Raw genomic sequence first — 22,814 nt, 5'->3', positions numbered from 1 at the left:
TCAGGTTCCTGCTTTCTTGTGGACATCGGGCAGCCGGTAGCTGCCATCGAGGACGGCCGCCGCCGGCACGTAGGCGCGCACCAGCAACGCGAACTGGCCCGCCGGCGCCGGCAGCCAGTTGGCGCGCGCCTGCGCCTCGGCCGGCTCGGCGTGCGAAAGATGCAGCGTCAGCGAGCCGTCGGCCGCGAACTTCAATTCGTTCGCGTCCAGGTTCACCGTGCCGATGTTGTGGCGGCCATTGGGGCTGTCGGCCAGCATGAAATAGTCCTGGTCGTACATCGTCAGCGACCAGAAGCCGCCGCGCTCGCGGTCCACCGGCGGCAGCGCGCCCTTGGGGAAGGTCACCGTGTAGCGGTAGCGGCCCTGCAGCAGTTCGCCTTGCGCATCGGTGCCGCGGATGAAGTAGACCGCCTCGTGGAAGTCGTTGACGTAGATGTAGATGACCGCCGCCTGCGCCCGCCCGAACCAGTCGCTGCCCCAGGCGCCGCCGTTCTCCTGCCGCTGCCAGCCGTTGCCGGCCGTGACGCCGGCCTGGTGGTACTTCGCGCTCTCGTGCAGTTCGGCATCGGCGGCAAGCGTGACGCGATCGACCAGCGCGCGCCAGGCCGGGTCTGCGGCGCGCAGCGCCAGCAGCACCCGCGCCTGCGCCGCCATCGGCGCGTCTTCCGCGCTGACGATCGGGTTGGCGTCCAGCGCCTTCTGCAGGTCGTCCCAGAACGTCCTCACGTTCACCGGGCGGTGGCGCAGCAGGTCGGGGTCGGCCGCCAGCATTTCCGCCGTCAGCCCGGGCGGATAGACCTTGTTGCGCGCGCTGGCCTCGCAGTCGAAGCGCAGCGGCCCCGGCCGGTCTTCCTTCAGCGGCACGGCGCCGATCTGGTTCAGCACGGCGCGCGCCTGCGCCTTCGCCTCCGGCGTGCGGGCCGCGAAGCTGCGGCAGAAGATGCCGGCCACGTGGGTCGGCGAACGCAGCACGCCCAGGAAGCCCGCGGGCGCCTGCCCCTGCCAGTCCGGGCCGACCAGCAGGAACTTGCCGCCCGGCGTGCGCGAGGCGGAGCCGAGCTGGTGCGTCACCGTGGTGAACACGTCGACGACCTGGATCGTCCAGTAGTGCCCCGGCGGCGCGTCGGCGGGCGTCTGCACCACGACGGCGTCCGCCGCCAGGTCGGCGAAGCAGGCTCCGTAGATGGTGTCGTTGTTGGGCGTCACCACCTTGCGCTGCGCGGCGGGCAGGTAGTCGTCGACGTAGCCCGTGTGGTTCTTCGGCGCGCCGGGGAACAGGCCCATGGTGGCGCCCGGGCTTTTCATCAGGTGCCAGCCGCTCGTGCGGCCGAAGGTATCGGCCGCCGGATAGCCCCAGTAGAAGACGATGCGCGCGAGCGACTCGACGTACTTCTCGTTCGCCAGCTGTGCCGGCGCGCCGGCGGCGTCGGCGAGCCCCGCATGCGCGGGGTTGAAGGCACGGGCCAGGTCGGCGGGATTCATACGGGACACCTCCACGTTCACAACACGCCGTCGATGCGCACGCGCAGCGCCGCTGCTTCGGCTTGGCAGTCCGCGTTGGGGGCTGCGCCGGCGCGCCGCAAGGCCGCGACCTCGCCGGCCGCGGCCGCGAGGTCCGAGTTGAATTCCGGTTTGCCGTGCAGCTTGGCGACCGCGCCGGCGGCGGCGTTGCGGCCCTCGATCACGTCGCTCTGCCAGTGCGCGTTGCACACGAGGCGGCTTTCGCCGAACGCGCGGCCGCGGGCGAGCAGCGCATCCGCGCGCTCGGGCGCAACTTCGGTCAGCACCAGCGCCCAGGCCCAGCCGATCGAACTGTGCCCCGAGGGGTAGGAGCCGTCGCCGCGCAGCATCGCCTCGTCCGCGGGCAGGCAGGTGCCCTCCTGGTGACGCACGAAGGGCCGCACGCGCTGGTAGTGGTCCTTGGCGGCGTAGGTCGCGAGAGCCGCGTCGGTGAAGACGCGCTGCAGCATCTGGTAGAGATAGGGCGACCGCTGCTGCGTGATCGGCACGCCCAGCGCGCAGGCGAAGGCGGTGGGCGCGTGGGGAAACGCGAGCTCCGCATCCTGCGCCGCCTGCGCATAGCGCGGCGTGCCGCGCAGCCGCTGTGCCGCCGTGTGCACCGCTTCGTCGTTCGCGAAGGCCGGCGTGCCGTCGGCGGGCGGCGCCGGCAACAGCAGCAGGCTGTCCGGCAGCTCGCGGCCCAGGTAACCGGTGAGCAGGCCGGGCCGCATCTCGGGCACAGGCTGCGGCCCGGCCGGAGCGACAGCGGTGGCGCAGCCGCAGGCGGCAGCCGCGAGCGCGGCGCACGTAGCGAGACGCCGCACGCAGCGGACGAGAGCCGTCTCAGCCATGAACGGCTCCGGTCGACGCTGCACGCGCCCGCCGCTCGCGCCGTTCCCGCAGGCCCTCGATGTCGCGCTCGAGGGAGTAGTTGACGAACGTGCGGATCGCCGCGATGGCCGCCAGCCGCCCGATGGATTCCCAGTTGTCGGTGATCGCCGTTTCGACGATGTCGGCGGCGAGCTGGAAGGTGAGGCCGCCCACCAGCCAGCGCCCATAGCGCAGCCAGAGGTCAACGCGCAAGTGGTCGTCCGCCTGGCGCACCAGGCGCACGCCGCGCACGAGCGCCTCCAGCGTGGCGTAGGCGATCACCGCCAGCGCGATGAAGTTGATGCCCAGGACAGCCAGTTCAGTGAGGTAGACGAGCCATTCGCGCATCGGTCATGCTCCCGGCCGCACAGCGTGGCTCATGCAGCCGGCCCCGGCCCGTGCCGCACGCAGCGGAAGCCCACGTGGCTGGTCGAGGTGTCCACCGGCTGCGCGTGCCGCGCCGCCGGCCGGTAGCGGCGGCAGTAGTTGGGCGCGCACAGGTGCGAGCCGCCCTTGAGCACCTTGCGCGGGATGCGCACTTCGAGCTGGCAGGGGTCGTAGCTGGCCTGCTCGCTGGGTCCGCGCGGGTTCACCGGCGCGCAGCAAGGGCGCGGCGCGCTGTCGGGGTGGCCGGCGGAATACCAGTCCTGCGTCCACTCCCAGACGTTGCCGATCATGTCCAGCACGCCGTAGCCATTGGGCGGGAAGGCCGTCACCGGGGAAGTGCGCTCGAAGCCGTCATCGCCCAGGTTCTCCTGCGGGAAGCGGCCCTGCCAGGTATTGGCCATGTGGCGCCCACCCGGCGTGAACTCCTCGCCCCAGGCGTATTCGGCGCCGTCCAGGCCGCCGCGCGCGGCGAACTCCCACTCGGCTTCGGTGGCCAGTTGCTTGCCGGCCCAGGCGCAATAGGCTTCGACGTCGCGCCAGGCCAGGTGCACCGCGGGATGGTCGTCGATCCCTTCGATGCCGCTGCCGGGGCCCAGCGGATGCAGCCAGTCGGCGCCGAAGCAGAACTGCCACCACTGCGAGAAATCGCGCAGGTCCACCGGCCGCTGCGGCGGCGTGAAGACCAGCGAGCCCGCCCGCAGCATCTCGGGCAGCGCGCCGGGATAGTCCTTGGCATCGGGCGCGATCTCGGCGAAGGTGACGTGTCCCGTCGCCTCGACGAAGGCGCGGAATTGCGCGTTGGTCACCGGCGTGCGGTCGATCCAGAAGCCGCCGACCTGCACGAAGTGCGCGGGCTTTTCTTCCGCGTAGTGATGGTCGGAGCCCATGCGGAAACTGCCACCGGGAATCCACACCATCGTGTCATCGGCCAGCGTCGCGCCAGCCGCTTGCATGACTGCACTCATCGGTCCTCCACGGGTTCGCGAGGCATTGTTCGACGCCCCGCTCCCAGCAGGAATGGCACCTTGGTCCAATGCAAAGCATTCGCATGCGCAACCAACATCGCGGGCCATGGCACAGGAACTCAGCTCATGGGCTGAGGGTGGCGCCCGCGCTGCCATCGAAGGCTTCGTGCAGCGCGTGACGGCGCGCGAATCGCCCGACTCCGGTAACCAGGCCCAGGCCCGCGCCGCCGCGCGGGTGCTCAGCCCTTCGCCAGCAGCTCGAAGTCGCCCGGCTTCCAGCTGCCGTCGAACGCAGGCGCCTGCGGTCCGTAAATGCGGAAGTAGGCAAACCAGCCCTTGCCGGGCAGGGTCTGGATCCAGCGGTCCGCGGCGCGGCCTTGCGGCCGGTCGGGGCCGAAGTGCAGGTCCACCGAGCTGCCGGTGGCGTCCTTCAGCTCGAACAGCGAACGCAGCGCCGCCTTGCCCTGCGGCGTCTGCACCTGCGAGCGGCTGGCCGAGTCGTACACAGTGAGCGACCAGAACAGCTTGCCCGGCACCGGCAGCGGCACGGCCAGGCGGTAGGACCTGCCGCCATCGAGGTAAGCGCCGGCCGCATCCCGCAGGCCCAGCCAGTACAGCGAACCCGCCTGCGCATCCCGGCGGAACATGGCCGGCGATGCGCCTACAGCCTGGAAGAACCATTTCTCGCGCGCTTCCAGGTCCAGGTGCTGCTGCGTGTTGAAGTCGCCGTCCTCGTAGCGCAAGGCGGCCCACTGCCATTGCCGGTCCGGCCAGGGCAGCCGGTCGGGCCGGCGATCCCCGAAGGACTGCACCCGCATCTGCGCGTTGGCGACGACCGCGGCCTTGGCCAGGATCGCCTTCATGCGCGCGTCCGGCGCAAACGGCTGGCCCTTCTCGATGCCGAGCGCGGCGAGCTCGCCGTATTCGTTGTGGTAGCCGTCGAACAGCGGCTCCTGCTGCAGCGTGTCGTGCAGCACCTGCCAGAACTGCAGGTTGTCTTCCCACGCGAGCGGGGTCGTGTCCTGCTCCTTGCCGGTGACGTCCAGCCAGCGCGGTTCGGTCCAGCCCGCGACGGGCTGCAGCGGATAGACCTTGATCGTCTTCAGCCGTTCCTTGGCCGCCGGCACGTCGCCCCCCACGGGCAGCGACCGGACGCCGACGATCTGCCGGTTGCTGCTGGCCCGGTGCACGAAATAGCCCGCCTTGGGCAGTTCGCCGCGGTAGTCCGGGCCGACCAGCAGGTGCTTGCCGCCCTGGCCCGCGTCGGGACCTGGCAAGCCCATGTCGGCAACCCAGCGCTGGTTCACGTCCATGGAACACACGATCAGCGGGCCGGGCGCCAGCTCCACGACCAGCGGACTCGCCGCCAGGTCGAGCATCAAGGGGCCATAAGGCGTGTCGGAGTTGGCCGTGAACACGAGCTGCGCGGGCGCGCAATCGAGGATGCCGAACACCTTGTTCGCCACCACGCCGATCTGCTCGTTGCCGCGCACGATGGCCGCCCCCGACACCGTCGGATAGAAGAACTTGTAGGCCTGCACCGCGCGGCTGAAATCGGCGGCGTCGTAGGCCTGGCTGGCGGTCTCCGCGGTCGGAAAGCCCGACTGGAACTCATAGCGCGCGGCTTCCGCCGCGATGGTGTCCATGGTCATTTGTCGAACTCCTTGCCTACAGGGGAAACTGCATGTTCAACCCGAAGAACACCTGGAACTTCGGCACACCGTCGCCGTCGTGGGCCACGGTCCACTGCGGCTCGGCGAACAGGTTCATCGTCGTCTTGCCGGCCTTCCAGACCCAGCCGAGTCCGGCGCCCAGCGGGATGGAGTAGGTGTCCCGTTGCAGGTCGAAGTTCCAGGTGGCCGTGCTGCGCAGGTACCACCCTTGCGGCAGGTTGTAAATGAAGAAAGGCTGCGCCTGCAGGTTGTTCTGCGTCGGCCGCGCTTCGTCGCCCGCGAACGAATGCTGCCAGGTGACGAGGCCGCCCAGCAGGCCCCAGCGCTGCGGCGCGATCACCGTGCCCGCCAGCCCCGCCTGCCACTTGCCGGTGCCGGTCTCGTCGCGGCTGGCCGTGGGGATGGTGAACTGCGGCCCGATGCCGACTTCCATGCGCCCTTCCTTGAACAGGAACAGGTCGAACAGGTTGAGGTCGCCCACGCCCGTCTTGCGCCCGGACGGCGGCACGTCGGGCGTCGTCGTGATGGGCAAGGTGGCGCGCAGCAGCTGCGGCATGCCGAACAGCTTGTGCGGCAGGGTTCCCCGCAGCAGGAAGGAATTCGCATCCTGGTCGCCCAGGCCGTAGAAGCGGCCGGTGTAGGCGTTCTGGAGGTTCAGGCCGATCGAGGGCTGCAGCGGGTTGTTGGAGGCGTTCATCTCCTCGGTGCTCGGCTGGGCCCAGCACGGGACGCTGCTGGCACAGGCAGCGCCGAACAGCACGAGTGATTTCTTCATCGCCGGATCATTCACCGCCGGGGCGTCGCGGAGAAGTTGGACAAAGGGGCATCCCGGCGCGGTCGGACGCGCGCGCTATGCAATCACCTGCATATCGACACGCTTCGCGGATCGCTACAAGATTTTCCGGTCTGGCTGCCGGGAGGCAATTGGCGCCGGAAAGGGGAGAAGATGTACAGCGATCATGTGCCCGGCATGGCTGGAGGGCAGTCGCGCACGCCGTGCCTGCCGGCTTGCGTCCACGTCGTCGACGACGACACCCAGGTTCGCACCGCGCTGGCCCGCCTGCTGGCGGCGCACGGCTACGAAGTCCAGCCACACGCCACGGCCGCCGACTTCCTGGCCGCGCACGACGCGCGCCAGCCGGGATGCATCCTGCTGGACCTCGCGCTGCCGGACCTCGATGGCCTCGCGCTGCAGGAACGGCTCGCCGCGCAGGGCAGCGCGCTGCCGATCGTGTTCCTCACCGGCCAGGCGGACGTGCAGGCCTGCGCCAACGCATTCCGCAGCGGCGCGGTCGACTTCCTGACGAAGCCGGTCGATGAGGACTCGCTGGTCGCGGCCATCGACAAGGCCCTCGCACGCGAGGCTGCATTGCGCGTGCGGCATGAAGACCAGGAGCGCATGCGCGTGCAGTTGGCGTCATTGACGCCGCGCGAGCGCCAGGTCCTGGCCTTCGTGGCCCGCGGCAAGCTGAACAAGCAGATCGCGGGGGAGCTGGGGACGACGGAGAAGACGGTCAAGGTGCACCGCGCCCGTGGCCTGCAGAAGATGGGAGTTCGCGCGGTGGCCCACCTGGTGCGGAACCTCGAACGCAGCGGCCTGGGCCACGCGCTTGCCGCCGCCGGCGACCCATAGGGTGGAAGTGGCCGGCCTCCCGGAGGCCGGCCCCGCGTTCAGCTCGCGCCCGACGTGGCCTCGCCCATCTTCGCGATGGCGTCGTCGATGGTGAAGGTGTTCGGCCGCTGGATCGGCGGGAAGTCCTTGAAGGTTTCCGCGAACATGGCCGCGCCCGCCTGCGCCGCGTAGATGAAGTAGGCGTTGTGCAGCATCCAGTCGTAGTAGCTGTTGGACGTCACGTCCGCGAACTCGTACGGGTCCGTCCGCAGGTTGTAGATCTTGGGCAGGCGCAGGCGCGTGAACGGCTCGGCCCAGACCTGCAGGGTGCCGTGACAGCGCTGCTCCATGAACACCAGCTTCCAGTTGTCGTAGCGGATGCCGAGGATGTCGCCGTCGTCGCTGATGTAGAAGAAGACGTTGCGCGGGCAGTCCTTCTGCTCGCCGGTCAGGTAGGGCAGCAGGTTGTAGCCGTCGATGTGGTTCTTGTAGGTCCGGCCTATGGCCTGGTAGCCCGTCTTCAGCTTCTCCGGCACGTCCGGCGCGCCCGCCAGGGCCAGGATGGTCGGCAGCCAGTCGTGGTGCTGCACGATGCCGTTGGCCACCGAGCCGGCGGCTATCTTGCCGGGCCAGCGCACCAGCATCGGGATGCGGAAGGCGCCTTCCCAGTTGGTGTTCTTCTCGCTGCGGAACGGCGTCATGCCGCCATCGGGCCAGGAGTTGCGGTGCGGGCCGTTGTCGGTGGAGTACTGCACGAAGGTGTCTTCGGCGATGCCCAGTTCGTCCAGCAGGTCCAGCATCTGCCCCACGTTCTTGTCGTGGTCGATCATGGTGTCGTGGTAGGGCGACTGCCAGCGCCCGGCCTGGCCGAGGCTGGACTTCTTGGTGTGCGTGAACATGTGCATGTGCGTCGTGTTCAGCCACACGAACCACGGCTTGCCCGCCTTTTCCTGCTGCCGGATGAATTCGCTGGCCCGGGCGACGAAGTCGTCGTCGCAGGTCTCCATGCGCTCCTTGGTGAGCGGCCCCGTGTCCTCGATCTTCTGCTTGCCGACCTTGCCCCAGCGCGGCATCTCCGTCGGATCGTCCTTGTCGGTCGCCCAGGAATGGATCACGCCGCGCGGCCCGAACTTCGCGTGGAACTTCGGGTCCTTGGGGTAGTTGGCCATCTCCGGCTCTTCCTCGGCGTTCAGGTGGTACAGGTTGCCGTAGAACTCGTCGAAGCCGTGGTTGGTGGGCAGCATGTGGTTCAGGTCGCCCAGGTGGTTCTTGCCGAACTGGCCGGTGGCGTAGCCCTGCTCCTTCAGCAGGGCCGCGATCGTCACGATCTTGTCGTTCATGCCGATCGGCGCCGCCGGGATGCCCACCTTGGACAGGCCCGTGCGGTAGACGCTCTGCCCCGTGATGAAGGACGACCGCCCCGCGGTGCAGCTCTGCTCGCCGTACGAGTCGGTGAACAGCATGCCTTCCTTGGCGATGCGGTCGATGTTGGGCGTGCGGTAGCCCATGAGCCCGTGCGTGTAGCAGCTCAGGTTGGACTGGCCGATGTCGTCACCCCAGATGACGAGGACGTTGGGTTGCTTGCGCTTCGATCCCTTGCTTGCCATGTATCACCTCCAGAGAAACTTCATGCGGATGCCTTCGCCGCGGGCGAGGCGGGGCCGGCCGCCTCGCCTTGCCGCGGCGCCGGAGTCTTGACGATCATTTCCGCGCGCCCCGCCATCACGAACCAGGCCGGCAGCACCATCAGGCACAGCAGCGGCAGCAAGTGCGGGCCCGGCACCATGGCCGCGGCGAGGAACAGGCTCAGCCAGCCGTCGCGCGTGGCCACCAGGGTGAAGCCCATGATCGCGCAGGCCAGCGAAAGCGACAGCGGAATGGCGGGAATCAGCGAGTGCACCAGCAAGCCGAAGGTCGCGCCGGCCGCCACCATCGGAAAGATGCGGCCGCCGCGGAAGCCGCAGGTGCCGGCGATCACCGTCGCCAGCAGGCGCACCACCAGGAAGATGGCGAGCGCGGAAACGCCGAAATTGCCGACCTGCTCCACCATCGTCTTCATCTCGCCCAGCCCCTTGAACATCGTGAGCGGCCCGCCGACGATGCCCAGCAAGCCCAGCAGGAAGCCGCCGAGCGTGAGCGCCAGCACTTGCGGCAGCACCACGAACAGCCGGTGCAGCGAGAGGAACAGCCACACGGCAAGCATGCCGACGCCGCAGGACAGGAGCACGATCGCCGTGCCGGTCAGGAGATCGATCGCACGGGCGGCGCCATAAGGCTCGACCGGCAGCGCGAAGTTCGGCGCCTCGAACAGCGTCATCGTGACGGCGCCGGCGCCGGCGGCCAGCAGCGGCGCGAACATGCGGTCCCACAACGGCGGCTGGTTCTCGCCGCCGCCGAAGATTTCCGACAGCAGCAGGGCCGCCGCCACCGGCGTGCCGAACATCGCGCCGATGATGCCGGCCACGGCGAGGATGACCCAGGCCTTCACCGGCACCTTCGGCATCAGGCGCGTGCCGATGGCCACCGTGAGGCCGATGACGATGGCGACGATGGGGTTTTCCGGCCCCAGGCTGACGCCGCCCGCGAGCATGAGGACCAGCACGAGCGCCAGGCCAGGCAGTACGACCAGAGGCATGGGCGGGCCGAACAGGGAGACCGTCGCCGGGTCGGGCCCGGCGTGGCCCGGCACGAACTTCGCGACGAGGCCGACCACGAGACCGCACACGGTGAGCATGCCGAGGATCCACCACCACGTCGCCGGCGTCGCGCCGAACATCGGCGGCAGCACGTTCCACAGCACGCGCTGCAGCAGGTTGGCGACGATGACGACCACCAGCAGGATGAGGGCGGAGCCGACGCCCACCAGCAGGGCCGGCGCCGCAAGGGCAAGCATGGTGTGGCTGCGTGAACTGCTCATGGACGATTTCGTGGGATGGGTGTGCGGTGCAGCGGCGCGTGGCGATGATGGTGGGGGACCGCTCGCGCAACCATGGGACCTTGGTCTCACCGGGTCGTGGCGCTTCAGTGCTGCCCGCTGCCGGCCACCGCCGCAGCCTCGAAACTGTGCTGGCGCCAGCGCACGTACGGAATCGCAACGATGGTTCCCACCAGCAGCGACAACAGCACCGCCGCCATCACGCCGGGCTTGTCGATGGCGTTGTGCGTGATGGCGATGGCCACCGCCGGATGCCGCGATGCCGTGGCGAGCGCCAGCACCGTGCGGCCGCCCTCGCTGGGACCGCCAAGCAGGTGGCCTACCGCCAGCCCGACGACCGCGAAGGAAACCATCGCGACGACGCTGAAGTCACCGACCAGCCGTCCCATCGCCGGCCATTCCTTGATCAGGATCGGGATGCATGCGAGCACCAGCACCACGGTGGCGAAGTGGGACAGCGGCTTCTCGATGCGCCGCGCCAGCTTCGGCGCCCACTCGTGCACCGCCATGCCGGCCAGCGCGGGCAGCAGCATGGACGTGGCGACGATCTTGACGATGCTGGCGACTTCCACGTCGATCGGCCGCTGGAACATGCGCTGCAGCAGCGCGGCGCTGAGCGGCACGTAGACGATGGCCACCAGCGCCGTCGTCGTCAGCAGGCCGATGACGTAGGCCGCCTCGCCGCCGGCCTTGATCTGCTTGTTGGGCAAGATGGGCGGCACCGGCGAGATGGCCGAAGCCAGCAGCGCGGTGACGACCGCGTGGTTCAGGTCGAACTTCAGCAGCATCGCCGTCGCGAACAGGGGCATCACGACCAGCATCGCGACCAGCGAGCGCACCAGCAGGCCGGGCCGGCGCCACAGGTACATGAGGTCGGCGAAGCTCGCCTCCAGGGCGACGCTGCAGATGATCAGCGCCATGCTCAGCTGCAGGGCCAGTCCGATCAATGCGGTGATCGACATGGCGGCCTGCTACTTCGACGAGAGCGGAACCACCAGCGACAGCCAGAGGTTCCAGCCAGCCGCGCGGTTCTTCTCGCCGAATTCCCAGAAGGCCTTGGCGTTGGCGTAGTACTTCTTGCCGCCGCCGTCGAAGAACCAGCCCACCTGCGGGCCGATGGCCGCCACCCGCGACTTGAAGTCGCCCAGCGTCGCGCCGCTGCCGGAGTCGCCGCTGAGCTGCTGGTAGAAGTAACCCACCAGGCCGGCGTGCACGGTCTTCGTGAAGAACTGCGACGCCGCCCAGTCGACGTGGCCGTCGATGCCGTTCCGGTAGTTGGTGTCGGGGTTCTCGAAGTTGTAGGTGAGGCCGGCGACGGCCGAGAATTCCCTGCCGGCCTTGGGATCCAGGTAGGTGTAGCCGCCGCCACCATCGAGCGACCAGTGGTTGGTGCCGATGTTGGACAGCCGCCCCTTGGCATACGAACCCACCGGCACGCCGCCCATCACGTAGGCCATCGTGTTGTGCACGCCGTTGTTCCACTTGAGCGAGCCCTGCGGATAGAGGTCGGCCGCGCCATCCAGCGTGTCGGTCTGGCTGCCGGACGTCGAGTTGCCGAGCGGCCCGGTCAGCGTCGCGTCGATGGACGTGCGCATGTGCCCGCCGCCTATGCCCATGGCCAGTGCAGCCTGCCCGCCCGCCACCGGCTGCGGAAAGGTGTAGCTGGGCACGAGCAGCACGAGGTCCACGCGCGAATCGAGGCCCGCCACGATGCGGCCGCCGCGCGGGAATTCCTTGCCGCCGCCGCCGCTGACGCTCTCGTGGATGTACACCATCGGCAGGCTCCAGCCCGGCGCGCCGGGCACGGCGGCGAGGCTGCCGAACTGGCCCGGCAACCAGAAACTGACGCCGCCTTCGTCGGCGCGCGCGGCCGGCACAGCGGCCAGCAGGAGCAGCGGGAGGAACAGGGCTTCGAGTTGCTTGCGGCGGGCCATGGAGGCTTCCTGCCGCCCTTGCAACGGCGGCGGTGGATGATCGGCCGCGCCGCCGCGCCCGGGAAGTTGGACGTTGGTCCTAGGAAGTGCGCTACAACATCCACTCGACCGGCAGCAGCGACAGGAAGCCCGCTTCGAAGCGCTTCCAGGCGGTGCTGCCCGGCTCGGACGCATGCACCGCTTCGCCGGCGCTCGTGCGGTCCACCCAGACCAGCCCTGCGCCCTCCGGGGACGGCCGCACCTCGTAGGCGCTTTCGCGGATCTTGTCGTCGAACAGGCTGGACAGCCGTCCCGCCAGGTTCGTGCTGGTGAGCACGACGCCCATCTCCGTGTTCAGGCGCGCCGACCGCGGGTCGAGGTTGAAGGAGCCGACGAAGATGCGCTCGCGGTCGACGGCAAAGGTCTTGGCGTGCAGGCCCGACTGCGAACCGCTCTTGCCGATCACGTGGGTCTTGGGCCGCTGCACTTCCGCGGTGGGCTTCAGCTCGAACAGCTGTACGCCGCCACCCAGCAGCGGCTCGCGGTAGCGCGCATAGCCTGCGTACACAGGCAGCACGTCGGTGGCGGCGAGCGAATTGGTCAGCACGCGCACCTTCACGCCGCGCTGCGCGATGGCCAGCAGCGCGGACGTGCCTTCCTGCGCCGGCACGAAATACGGCGAGACCAGGTCCAGCTCGCGCAGCGGCCGGCCCAGGGCCTCCTCCAGCCGCGGCAGCATGTGCAGGTCGTGGCGCTCGGGCGGGTTCAGCACCTTGGCGGGATCGTCGGACACCAGCCGCGCGGGCACCCACTCCATGCGCAGCTGGCCGGACAGCACGTCGGCCACCAGCGTGGTGTCGCGCACCGCCTGCATGTAGCGCTGGGCCTCGGGCTTGCGCGCGGCCTCTTCCCAGCCGTCGCGCAGCTGCTGCGCCACCACGTCGGACACGGGCGCCAGCATGCCGGCAACGGGATAGGCCGAGGCGCTGTTCCAGTAGTTGTCGAACTCGGAGGACACGTCGCGCACCACGGCCCCCGCGACGGCGACGTCGAGGTCGGCGAAGTCCAGCGACTCCGCCGCGCCGAAGTATTCGTCGCCGATGTTGCGCCCGCCGACCACGCTCACCTGGTTGTCCACGGTAAAGGACTTGTTGTGCATGCGGCGGTTGACGCGCGAGAAGTCCACCGCGAAGTCGCCCAGCCGCCAGCTGCGGTTGGCGAAAGGGTTGAACAGGCGCACCTCGATGTTCGGGTGTCCATCCAGCATCGCGAGCAGTGGGTCCAGGCCGCCGGTATTGGCGTCGTCCAGCAGCAGCCGCACCCGCACGCCGCGTTCGGCGGCCTCCCACAGCGCCTGCGTCATCAGGCTGCCGGTGATGTCGTCGTGCCAGATGTAGTACTGCGCGTCGATGCTGCGCTCCGCGGTCCGCGCCAGCAGCATCCTGGCCGCGAAAGCGTCCAGGCCACCGGGCAGCGGGTGGACGGCTGTGCGGCCCGGGTGCGCCGCCACGTCGCCGGCGAGCGCGCGGCCCAGGCGCGTATCGCCACTCTGCGCCAGCGCGTGCTCCGGCGCCCTCTCGGGCACGGCGGGCAGGCTGGAGCAGCCGCAGATCATCGCGCAGAACCAGAGCACGATGAGAAGGGAAGCCCGGGGCATGCGAGGCCTTTCATGGACGGTGGAGCTGGACGATGCAAGGGGACAGCTCGTGCGCCCATTGGACTTTGGTCCAGGGTTCCCGGCCCCCGGGGAATCACTCCTCCTGCAACATCGCCGCGAAGCCGCCGTCCGCGCGGGGAGCCCCGTCGAGCAGTTCGAGGTCCACGCAACCGATGCTGCCGCTGAAAGCCGCCGGCACCGGACAGGCCGGCACGATCGGCACGTTGACGTAGCCGCAGGTCAGCCCCGCGGTGACGCCATAGGTCGTCCAGGTGCGCGGCACGTCCATGGCCTGCGGCGCCGAGCCCGCGGCTTCCAGCGTGAAGCGGCCCTTGCGCTCGCCGGCCTGCTCGAACAGCACCCGCACTTGCTGCCGTCCGGCCGGCTGCGGCAGGCGCAGGCTGAGCGTCTTCGCCTCGCTGTAGATGTAGTCGAACACCAGTTCGCCGCCGCTGCAATACAGCGCGATGCCGGCAAAGCGGTTGCCGAAGGCGAGGATCGCACCCTGCGCCGCGCCCGCGCCGAAGTCCACGTCGGCCAGGACGCGGTAGTTGCGCCCGTTGATCGCCGGAATCATCAGCCGGTCGGCCCGCGCCATCCCCGGCAGGTAGCGGTAGCGCGATGGCGCGGAACTGCGGAACCAGTCGAGCGCGCGCTCGGACTCGCGGTCGTCCAGCGGCAGCACGCCGAAGCGCTCGGCCTCTTCCCACCAGAGCTTCACCATGGACTGCACGCGCTCGGGCTGGGCCGCGGCCAGGTCGTTCACCTCGGAGTAGTCCTGGCCCATCTCGTACAGCTCCCACCGGTCGGCATCGAAGTCCACGCCCTTCTGGTGGCGCGCCACGATCTTCCAGCCCTCGCGGTACAGGGCGCGGTCCCCCACCATTTCGAAGTGCTGCACCGGCCGGCGCGAAGGCGCCGCCGCGTCGGCGAAGGTGTAGGCCATGCTGGTGCCGTGAATCGGCAACTGCCGCACGCCGCGGTACTCGGAGGGCGCGCTCACGCCCGCCAGCTCCATCACCGTGGGCAGCACGTCGATGACGTGGTGGTACTGCGTGCGCACTTCGCCGCGCTGGGCGATGCCCTTGGGCCAGCTGATGATCAGCGGCGCGCGGATGCCGCCGCCATGGGTGTTCTTCTTGTACCACTTGAGCGGCGTGTTCGACACCTGCGCCCAGCCCTGCGGATAGTGCGGGAAGGAATGCTCGCCGCCGATCAGGTCCAGGTTCTGCAGCACGTACCCGGTGGTCTCGGTCTCGGTCTGCAGGTGCTTGCGGATGTTCAGCGCGCCTGTCGGGCCACCCTCGCCGCTGGCGCCGTTGTCCGACAGCAGCACGAAGATGGTGTTCTCGTACTCGCCGATGGACGACAGGTAGTCCGCCAGCCGCCCGATCTGGTCGTCGGTATGCTCCATGAAAGCCGCATACGCCTCCTGCAGGCGCGCGGCCACCTGGCGCTCGGGGGCCGTGAGTTCCTCCCAGGCCTGCACGCCGGGGTTGCGCGGCGCCAGCTGCGCGGCCTGCGGCACCAGGCCCATGGCCTTCTGCTTCGCCAGCCGCGCTTCGCGGATCGCGTCCCAGCCCTGGTCGTAGCGGCCCTGCACGCGCTCGATGTACGCGCGCGGCACGTGCAGCGGCCAGTGGCCGGCGCCGAAGGCCAGGTAGGTCATGAAAGGCCGGCCGCGCGCCGAGCTCACGTGGTCGCGCACCTGCGCGATGGCGTGGTCCACCAGGTCCTCGCTCAGGTGGTAGCCCGGGCGCGGCTGGTGCCGGATGGGATGGTTGTCCTCGTGCAGGTCCGGGTTCCAGTGGTCGACGTAGCCGCCGAGGAAGCCGTACCAGCGGCTGAAGCCGCGGCCCAGCGGCCAGTCCGGGTGCGGGCCCGCATTGACGTAGTTGGCCAGGTTGGACAGGTGCCACTTGCCGATGGCGTAGGTGCCATAAGCGTGCTCGCCGAAGATCTCCGCGGCGGTGGCGGCGTGGCGCGAGATACGGCCCTCGTAGCCCGGGAAACCGTTGGCCCATTCCGCGATCGCGCCGACGCCGACGCTGTGCGCGTTGCGCCCCGTCAGCAAGCAGGCGCGCGTCGGCGAGCACATCGCGGTCACGTGGAAGTTGCTGTAGCGCACGCCGTTGGCCGCCAGCGCATCCATCCGCGGCGTCCGGATCTCGGAGCCGTAGCAGCCGATGTCGGAATAGCCGACGTCGTCCAGTACGATGAACACCACGTTGGGCGCGCCCGCGGGCGCCGCCGGTGCCGGCGGCCACCAGGGCGTGGAGTCCTTCCAGGTGCGGCCGATGCGGCCCTGGAACTGTGCGTCGCCAGCCATCACTCCGCCTTCAGTCCCAGCTTCTGGATCAGCCCGCCCCAGCGGCGCGCCTCGGCGGCCACGAAGGCGCCGAACTCGTGCGCATTCATGTGGAGGGGCTCGGCGCCGACCGCCTTCACGCGTTCGGCCACCTGCGGTTGCTGCGCAGCGGCAGCGAATTCCTTCTGCAGGCGGTCGACCACGGGCTGCGGCGTGCCCTTGGGCGCCAGGATGCCGTACCAGGCCGACGCATCCATGCCGGGCAGCACGGTCTCGGCGACCGTGGGCACGTCGGGCAGCTGGCTGGAGCGGCGCTTGGTGGTCACGGCCAGTGCGCGCAGCTTGCCACCCTGGATCTGCGGCAGCAGCGCGGCCAGCGCGTCGCTGTCGCAGTCGATCTCGCCACCGAGCAGCGCGGTGATGGCGGGTGCCGAGCCCTTGTAGGGCACGGCGGTGATGTCCAGCTTCAACTCCGACTTCAGCAGTTCGAAGGCCAGGTTGGTGACGGTCGCGCCGCCGCCGCCGCCGGCGCAATTGAGCTTGCCGGGCTTGGCGCGCGCTGCCTGCACGAAGTCCTGCAGCGTCTTGTAGGGCGAGCTGGCGTTCACCGCGATCACCACCGGCGCCGCGGCAATGCCGATGACCGGCGCAAAGTCCGCCACCGGGTCGAAAGTGAGGTGCGGGTAAAGCGCCTTCGTGCCGGCGTGGCCCGCCGTCGCGAACAGCAGCGTGTGGCCGTCCGCCGGCGCCTTCGCGACCAGGCTCGCCGCAATGGTGCCGCCGGCGCCCGGCTTGTTGTCGACGAGGATGGGCTGGCCCAGTTGCATGGCCTGCGCAAGCACGCGCGCGACGACATCGGCGCCGCCGCCGGGAGCGAACGGGACCACCAGCGTGACGGGCTTGGAGGGAAAGGCCTGGGCGCCGGCCAGGGAAGGCGCGAGCGTGGCGCAGGCCAGCAGCGCGGAGGCGAGAAGCTTCAAGGTTTGTCTCCAGGGGGATTTCTGCCCGGTCACTGTAGGCAGGCGGGGCGTTGCCGAAAAGTGCGAACTTCCGATCAGGTGATGCGCTGCGCGCAACAATACGCCCCATGGACCGACCCAGCACCCGGCAGATCCTGCAGCGCATGACCCGGCGGGCGCACCTGCTGGCCGACTTCCTGGCCGTGGCCCGCGCCGGCGGCATCCGGCAGGCGGCCGAGCAATCGGCCATCAGCCAGTCGGCGCTGACGCGGCGCATCCAGGAGCTGGAGCAGGCGCTGGACGTAACGCTGTTCGAGCGCAGCGTGCAGGGCATGGCGCTCACGCCTTTCGGCGCCGCGCTGCTGCACCACGCGGAGCTGGTGGAGATGAACTTCAACTACGCCGCCAGCGAGCTGAGCGACCTGCTCACCGGCAGCGCCGGCGAACTGCGCATCGCGGCCGGCCCGGCCTGGTCCTTCGAGCTGGCGGCCGATGCGGTGGCCGCGCTCAGCGCGCGGCTGCCGGCCGTGAAGGTCAGCATGCTCACGCGCATGAACGAGGCCACCTTGCCGATGCTGGACTCGGGGCGACTCGACCTGGTGCTGGGTGGCTTCCCACCGGAGCGGCAGCGCTCGCCCGAAATCGAATACGAACCGCTGATCGAAGTGGAGCACCTGGTCTTCGCCGCCACTGCGCACCCCTTGCAGCGCAAGCGCAAGGTGGCCGCGGCCGGCCTGGCGACCGTGCCCTGGATCTGGTTCAGCGAAGCGGTATCGGGGCGGCAGCTGGTGAACGACTTCTTCGACCGCGCGGGACTCGCGACACCCGCGGCGGCGGTCGAGACGACCTCGGTGCAGTTCGGCTTTCGCCTGTTGCAGCACGGCCTGCACGTGATGCTGCTGCCGTCCACCCTCGCCAGCGCGGCGGCCGCGCAGGGCCTCGCGCCGCTGAAGCTGGCGGACCCTGTGGGCCGCTACACGGCGGGGATGATGTACCGGCCCTCGCTGCGGCGGCTGCGCGCCTTCCACGAGTTCCGGCAGGCCTTGCTCGACGTGCTGCCACGCGAATCCGTCAGCGCGCGAAAGTCCCGTCCTGCCGGATCATCGTGAGGTTCACGTAGCGCGAGCCCAGGTTGCTCTGCTTCCCGTAGGAGATGTGGAAGCCGCCCAGGTCCTCGTCGCCCATGGACTCCAGCGTGGCCATCAGCTTGGCGCGGGTGATCGGGGACGGCGTCTTCTGCAGCGCGCGCACCACCAGCTTGGCGTTCAGGAAACCCTCCAGGCTGCCGTAGCTGTAATGCTTGTCCGCCAGCAGCGACTGGTACTCGGTCACGACCGGTTCGCGGGCGATGAAGGGATACGGCGCCACCTGCGTCACCATGATGCCCGCCGCGGCCTCGTTCAACTCCGCGTGCAGCCCGGACGAAACGCTCAGCGCGAAGAACATGGGATGCACGTCCTTCGCCCGCAGGCCCTTGATCAGCGCCGCGTTCGGCTTGGTCTGCCCCAGCATCAGCACGGCCTGCGGCTGCACCTTGGCCAGCGCGTCGACGCCCGAAGCCACGTCGGTGCTGCCCCGCTTCAGCGCCGCCACCGCCACCGGCTGCGCGCCGCGCTTGGCCAATGAAGCGCGGAAGGCCTCGATCGCCTCGTTGCCGAAAGCATCGTCCTGGTAGTAGGCGGCGATGCGCGTCATGCCGATGGTCCAGGCATGGTTCACCGCCGCCTCGATCTCGTCGGCCGTGCTGGGGCGCATGTGGAACACGCCGCGCATCGCGGGCTCGCGCAGCGCCTTGGCCATGCTGGTGCTGCCGATCTCCGGCACGCCGGCGGCCTGGATGATGGGGACGATCTTCAGCATGCCCGCGGTGCCGCGGTAGGCCACCAGCGCCAGTACCTCGTCTTTGTCGACCAGCTTGCGCGTGTTCTCTGCCGTCTTCTGCGGGTCGGAGCCGTCGTCCGCACTGACGATGCGGATCGTCTCGCCGCGGATGCCGCCCTTGCGATTCACCTCGTCCAGGTAAGCCTGCATGCCGCGCATGTAGTCGCGCGTGAGCGCCGCATTGGCGCTGGAATAGTCCGACGACGTCCCCAGCAGGATCTCGGCCCGGGCCGCGCCGCAGGCGGCGACCGACAGATATACCAGTACGGCGAAATGGCGGCAAATCCTGCCCCTCATACCCTTGATCACGGCATCTCCCCAACCCTGGCGGGTGATTTGGATGCCGCTGTTATATCGATACCCAACGCCGCCCGCCCCTGGCGAATTTCCTAGCGCACAACAGGTGCAACTGCGGCACCCTTCTCATGGAAAACCCGAATCTATCTTGCGCGGCTTGGGCCTGCGTGCATAAACTGTTATCACACTATGAGCGTGACTCCCCTCCCCAAGCGCAGCCCGCGCCAGAAGCGCGTCGTCGGCATCCATGCAGCCCTCGGGCAGTCCAGCGCCCTCGAACTCGATCGCAGCAGCAACCTGCACGACGCCGCCTACGAGCGCATGCGCCAGGCCTTGATGGACGGCCACTTCGTCCCCGGCCAGACCTTCACCATCCGCGCGCTGGCCGCGGTGTTCGGCACCAGCCCGATGCCGGTGCGCGACGCGCTGAAGCGCCTGGTGGCCGAGCGCGCGCTGGACCTGGGCCCCAACCGCACGGTGGTGCTGCCCATCATGACCCGCGCGCGCTTCCTCGAGATCCTGCAGATCCGCCTGAGCCTGGAGCCGATGGTGGCCGCGCGCGCCGCCGTGCGCATCACGCCGGCGCAGATCGAGGCGATGGCCGCCGACCATCGCGCGATGGACGAAGCGCTGCACAAGCGCGACGCCTCCGCCTACCTGGCCTGCAACCGCCGCTTCCACTTCCGCCTGTACGAGGCTGCCGCCACCGAGGTGATGCAGCCCGTCATCGAGAGCATGTGGATGCAGATCGGCCCGCACCTGAACCAGATGTTCCGCGTGCCCGAAGGCGCGACGGCCAACGCCGACCACCACCACATGGACCTGCTGCGCGCGCTGCGCCGGCAGGACACCCAGGCCGCCTCCAAGGCCATCCACGACGACCTCTCCGACGCGGCCGACGCCCTGCTGGCCGCCGACAACTTCAAGGAATGACAGCGTGAGCGAACACCTCCCGGCGCGCACGGCTTTCGTCACCGGCGCCGCGCGCGGCATCGGTGCCGCCGTGGCCGTGGCCCTCGCCAGGCGCGGCATCGCGCCCGTGCTGGCCGTGCGCAACCCGGACGCCGCCCGCGGCGTCGCCGACGCCGTGCTGGCCACCGGCCAGTCCTGCCTGGTGCTGCCCTGCGACGTGGCCGATGTCGCCTCGGTGCAAGCGGCCATCGCCAAGATGCTGGCGGCCTGGGGCCGCCTCGACGTGGTGGTCAACAACGCCGGCGTCATCGAGCCGATCGGCCACCTGCACGACACCGACCCCGCCACCTGGGCGCAGGCCGTGACGACCAACCTGGTCGGCTGCTACCACGTGCTGCATGCGGCGCTGCCTGCGCTGATGAAGTCAAAGGGCACGATCGTCAACATCTCCACCGGCGCCGCGCACAACCCGCGCGAAGGCTGGTCCGCCTACTGCAGTTCGAAGGCCGGCCTGGCCATGCTGACGCGCTGCGCCGCGCTCGAATATGGCCCGCGCGGCATCCTCGCCTACGGCCTCGCGCCGGGGCTGGTGGACACCGAAATGCAGGTGCGCATCCGCGGCTCCGGCATGAACGAGATCAGCCAGGTGCCGCGCGAGAACCTGGCGCCGCCCGAGCGCTCCGCCGGCGTCGTCGCCTGGCTGGCGGACCAGCGCCCCAGCGACCTGCAGGGCCAGGACCTCACTGTCAACGACGCCGCGCTGCTGCAGCGCACGGGCGTCACCCACTAAGGAAACGCGAACATGCCGCAGAACAAGGTCATCATCACCTGCGCCGTCACCGGCTCCATCCACACGCCCAGCATGTCGCCGTACCTGCCGGTGACGGCGGACGAGATCGCCGAAGCCGCCATCGGCGCGGCCGAAGCGGGCGCGGCCATCGTGCACCTGCATGCGCGCAACGAGAAGGACGGCCGCCCCGACCAGACGCCCGAGGCCTTCCTGCGTTTCCTGCCGCGCATCAAGAAGGAAAGCAACGTCGTCGTCAACATCACCACCGGCGGCGCGCCGACGATGCCGGTGGCCGAGCGGCTGCAGCCGGCGCTGAAGCTGAAGCCCGAGGTGGCCTCGCTCAACCTGGGTTCGATGAACTTCGGGCTCTACGAAATGCTGGACCGCTTCAAGTCCTTCGACCACGAGTGGGAGCGTCCCTACCTCGCCGAGAGCGACGACCGCGTGTTCAAGAACACCTTCCGCGACATCGCCTACATCCTCGAATCCTGCAGCGCCAGCCAGACCCGCTTCGAGCTGGAGTGCTACGACATCGGCCACCTGTACACGGCGGCGCATTTCCGCGACCGCGGCCTGCTGAAGGGCCCGCTGTTCATCCAGTCGGTGTTCGGCCTGCGCGGCGGCATCGGCAACGACGTCGAGGACGTCATGCACATGAAGCGCACTGCCGACCGCCTGTTCGGCAAGGACTACTACTGGTCGGTGCTGGGCGCCGGCCGCGCGCAGATGCGCGTCGCCGTGCAGTCTGCCGTCATGGGCGGCAACGTGCGCGTGGGCCTGGAGGACAGCCTGTGGGGCGGCCCCGGCCAGCTGGCCAGGAGCAACGCCGAACAGGTGGCGCGCATCCGCCGCATCCTGGAAGAACTCGGGATGGAGGTCGCGACGCCGGACCAGGCGCGCGCGATGCTGCAGCTCAAGGGCGCCGCCAACGTCGGCTTCTGAATACAAGCGAGGAAGGAAGGACATGTCGACCACCATCAGCCGCGGCGAGCAGTTGAAGCTGCTCACGCAGACCACCCCGGACACGGACATGGGCAAGCTGCTGCGCCTGTTCTGGCAGCCCATCGCGCTGTCCACGGACGTGAAGAAGGGCGATGCGATTCCCGTGAAGGTGCTGGGCGACGAGCTCACGCTGTTCCGCGGTGACAGCGGCGAAGCGCACCTGGTGGCCGGCCGCTGCCGCCACCGCCAGACGCTGCTCCACACCGGCTGGGTGCACGGCGACACCATCCGCTGCATGTACCACGGCTGGCGCTTCGACGGCAGCGGCGCCTGCGTCGAACGGCCCGCGGAGAAGGAAGCGGCGCCGCCGCCCGCTGCGAAGATCGCCGGCTACCCGGTGCGCGAGTATTGCGGCCTGGTGTTCGCCTGGCTCGGTGAAGGCGAAGCGCCGGAGTTCGACCTGCCGCGCAAGGACGCGCTGGAGGCCGAGGGCGTGACCATCGTCGCCACCAAGGAGACCTGGAAGATCAACTGGTTCCAGCAGATCGAGAACTCGCTGGACGCCACGCACGTCAGCTTCGTGCACCGTGCGCTGCGCGTCGCCTCCTTCGGCGATGCCGTCACCGACGCGATCCCCGAGCTGTCCTATGCCGAGACCGAAGCCGGCATCGAGCAGACGGCCCGCCGCGGCGCCGGCAACGTGCGCAAGTCGAACTGGACCTTCCCCAACAACAACCACGTGGTCGTGCCGGGCCTGACGCCCGCGGACCCGTGGATCGACTTCGTCATCTGGATGGTGCCGGCCGACGACGAGCACAGCACCCGCTTCACGCTCTATGCGCTGAAGGCGCAGGACGAGGCCCAGAAGCAGCGCTTGCTGCAGCAGTTCGAAAAGTACGGCCAGTACAACGCCGACGAGCACTTCGAGGAACTGTTCCTGCAGCGCAAGGGCCCCGAGGAAGGCGACGTGATCGGCCTGATCTCCGCGCAGGACTACATCGCGCAGCGGGGCCAGGGAATCATCGCCGACCGCGAGCTCGAGATGCTGGGCAAGAGCGACCTGGGCGTCATCACCCTGCGCCGCATCTTCTGGCGCGAGCTGGAAGCCGTGCGCAACGGCAAGCCCACCAAGCCCTGGCGCAAGCGCGAGCTGGCGCAAGCCCTGCCCACCCAACCCGGCCAGAAAAACGCCGCGGCCGCCGCCTGAGTCGAA

20 protein-coding genes are annotated in these 22,814 nt (G+C 69.4%); 6 read left to right on the top strand and 14 right to left on the bottom strand.

All coding sequences use genetic code 11. The annotated features are described in order from the left end of the window. From HHL11_RS11040 to HHL11_RS11015, 6 genes are all read right to left on the bottom strand, one after another. Positions 1 to 1,482, bottom strand: coding sequence for a DUF1254 domain-containing protein (locus tag HHL11_RS11040; protein WP_169418428.1), 1,482 nt, complete (start codon positions 1,480 to 1,482; stop codon positions 1 to 3). A gap of 17 nt (positions 1,483 to 1,499) precedes the next feature. After that, entirely contained in the window at positions 1,500 to 2,351 is an 852-nt protein-coding gene (locus HHL11_RS11035; RefSeq protein WP_169418427.1) for an acid phosphatase, read from the bottom strand. Continuing rightward, positions 2,344 to 2,718: a DUF1622 domain-containing protein gene (locus tag HHL11_RS11030; protein ID WP_169418426.1), complete on the bottom strand. Its 375-nt coding sequence runs from the start codon at positions 2,716 to 2,718 to the stop codon at positions 2,344 to 2,346. The genes HHL11_RS11035 and HHL11_RS11030 overlap by 8 nt, the downstream gene beginning before the upstream one ends. Before the next feature lie 29 nt (positions 2,719 to 2,747). Beyond that, on the bottom strand, positions 2,748 to 3,722 hold the full coding sequence (locus HHL11_RS11025) for a formylglycine-generating enzyme family protein (RefSeq protein WP_205964248.1): 975 nt from the start codon (positions 3,720 to 3,722) through the stop codon (positions 2,748 to 2,750). Positions 3,723 to 3,961: 239 nt separating this feature from the next. Then, complete coding sequence (locus HHL11_RS11020; RefSeq protein ID WP_169418425.1) at positions 3,962 to 5,374, bottom strand: DUF1254 domain-containing protein; 1,413 nt, start codon at positions 5,372 to 5,374, stop codon at positions 3,962 to 3,964. Positions 5,375 to 5,390: 16 nt separating this feature from the next. Next, positions 5,391 to 6,170 carry a hypothetical protein gene (locus HHL11_RS11015; protein WP_169418424.1) on the bottom strand — a complete coding sequence of 260 codons (780 nt, stop codon included), beginning with the start codon at positions 6,168 to 6,170 and terminating at the stop codon, positions 5,391 to 5,393. Between the two features lie 171 nt (positions 6,171 to 6,341). Between HHL11_RS11015 and HHL11_RS11010 the strand changes: the two genes are divergently transcribed. Further along, complete coding sequence (locus tag HHL11_RS11010) at positions 6,342 to 7,028, top strand: response regulator transcription factor (RefSeq protein WP_240980055.1); 687 nt, start codon at positions 6,342 to 6,344, stop codon at positions 7,026 to 7,028. 38 nt (positions 7,029 to 7,066) lie between these two features. Here HHL11_RS11010 and HHL11_RS11005 read toward each other — a convergent pair whose 3' ends face one another. The 7 genes from HHL11_RS11005 to HHL11_RS10975 form a co-directional block, all read right to left on the bottom strand. After that, positions 7,067 to 8,614: an arylsulfatase gene (locus HHL11_RS11005; RefSeq protein ID WP_169418423.1), complete on the bottom strand. Its 1,548-nt coding sequence runs from the start codon at positions 8,612 to 8,614 to the stop codon at positions 7,067 to 7,069. Between the two features lie 20 nt (positions 8,615 to 8,634). Next, positions 8,635 to 9,924, bottom strand: a complete 1,290-nt coding sequence (locus HHL11_RS11000) for an ion channel protein (protein ID WP_169418422.1) — start codon at positions 9,922 to 9,924, stop codon at positions 8,635 to 8,637. A 104-nt stretch (positions 9,925 to 10,028) separates the two neighbouring features. Further along, positions 10,029 to 10,904, bottom strand: a complete 876-nt coding sequence (locus tag HHL11_RS10995; protein WP_169418421.1) for a bile acid:sodium symporter family protein — start codon at positions 10,902 to 10,904, stop codon at positions 10,029 to 10,031. A 9-nt stretch (positions 10,905 to 10,913) separates the two neighbouring features. After that, the gene (locus HHL11_RS10990; RefSeq protein WP_169418420.1) at positions 10,914 to 11,876 is read right to left on the bottom strand and encodes a SphA family protein; all 963 of its coding nucleotides are present in this window, start codon (positions 11,874 to 11,876) and stop codon (positions 10,914 to 10,916) included. A 91-nt stretch (positions 11,877 to 11,967) separates the two neighbouring features. Further along, complete coding sequence (locus HHL11_RS10985; protein WP_169418419.1) at positions 11,968 to 13,512, bottom strand: phospholipase D family protein; 1,545 nt, start codon at positions 13,510 to 13,512, stop codon at positions 11,968 to 11,970. A gap of 94 nt (positions 13,513 to 13,606) precedes the next feature. Continuing rightward, on the bottom strand, positions 13,607 to 15,841 hold the full coding sequence (locus HHL11_RS10980) for an arylsulfatase (RefSeq protein ID WP_169418418.1): 2,235 nt from the start codon (positions 15,839 to 15,841) through the stop codon (positions 13,607 to 13,609). Beyond that, the gene (locus HHL11_RS10975; RefSeq protein ID WP_169418417.1) at positions 15,841 to 16,800 is read right to left on the bottom strand and encodes a Bug family tripartite tricarboxylate transporter substrate binding protein; all 960 of its coding nucleotides are present in this window, start codon (positions 16,798 to 16,800) and stop codon (positions 15,841 to 15,843) included. The genes HHL11_RS10980 and HHL11_RS10975 overlap by 1 nt, the downstream gene beginning before the upstream one ends. Positions 16,801 to 16,907: 107 nt before the next feature. On the opposite strand from HHL11_RS10975, the gene HHL11_RS10970 reads away from it, so the two are divergent. Beyond that, positions 16,908 to 17,888, top strand: coding sequence for a LysR family transcriptional regulator (locus HHL11_RS10970; protein ID WP_169418416.1), 981 nt, complete (start codon positions 16,908 to 16,910; stop codon positions 17,886 to 17,888). On the opposite strand, the gene HHL11_RS10965 is transcribed toward HHL11_RS10970, so the two are convergent. Continuing rightward, complete coding sequence (locus tag HHL11_RS10965) at positions 17,851 to 18,957, bottom strand: ABC transporter substrate-binding protein (protein ID WP_169418415.1); 1,107 nt, start codon at positions 18,955 to 18,957, stop codon at positions 17,851 to 17,853. The genes HHL11_RS10970 and HHL11_RS10965 overlap by 38 nt on opposite strands. Positions 18,958 to 19,152: 195 nt before the next feature. Here HHL11_RS10965 and HHL11_RS10960 point away from each other — a divergent pair, with 195 nt between their 5' ends. From HHL11_RS10960 to HHL11_RS10945, 4 genes are read left to right on the top strand one after another with little or no spacing between them, the layout of a single operon-like run. After that, positions 19,153 to 19,890 carry an FCD domain-containing protein gene (locus tag HHL11_RS10960; RefSeq protein ID WP_169418414.1) on the top strand — a complete coding sequence of 246 codons (738 nt, stop codon included), beginning with the start codon at positions 19,153 to 19,155 and terminating at the stop codon, positions 19,888 to 19,890. Positions 19,891 to 19,894: 4 nt separating this feature from the next. Next, positions 19,895 to 20,659, top strand: coding sequence for an SDR family NAD(P)-dependent oxidoreductase (locus tag HHL11_RS10955; RefSeq protein WP_169418413.1), 765 nt, complete (start codon positions 19,895 to 19,897; stop codon positions 20,657 to 20,659). Between the two features lie 12 nt (positions 20,660 to 20,671). After that, positions 20,672 to 21,601 (top strand): 3,5-dioxohexanoate:acetyl-CoA acetone transferase, encoded by a 930-nt coding sequence (gene kce, locus HHL11_RS10950; protein WP_169418412.1) that lies wholly within the window; start codon positions 20,672 to 20,674, stop codon positions 21,599 to 21,601. A 22-nt stretch (positions 21,602 to 21,623) separates the two neighbouring features. After that, entirely contained in the window at positions 21,624 to 22,808 is a 1,185-nt protein-coding gene (locus HHL11_RS10945) for a Rieske 2Fe-2S domain-containing protein (RefSeq protein WP_240980054.1), read from the top strand. Positions 22,809 to 22,814: the final 6 nt, after the last annotated feature.

This window comes from Ramlibacter agri (assembly GCF_012927085.1).
GTDB lineage: Bacteria > Pseudomonadota > Gammaproteobacteria > Burkholderiales > Burkholderiaceae_C > Ramlibacter > Ramlibacter agri.
The sequence above is the reverse complement of the archived record's forward strand: the minus strand, read 5'-3'. Positions and strand labels throughout refer to the sequence as shown.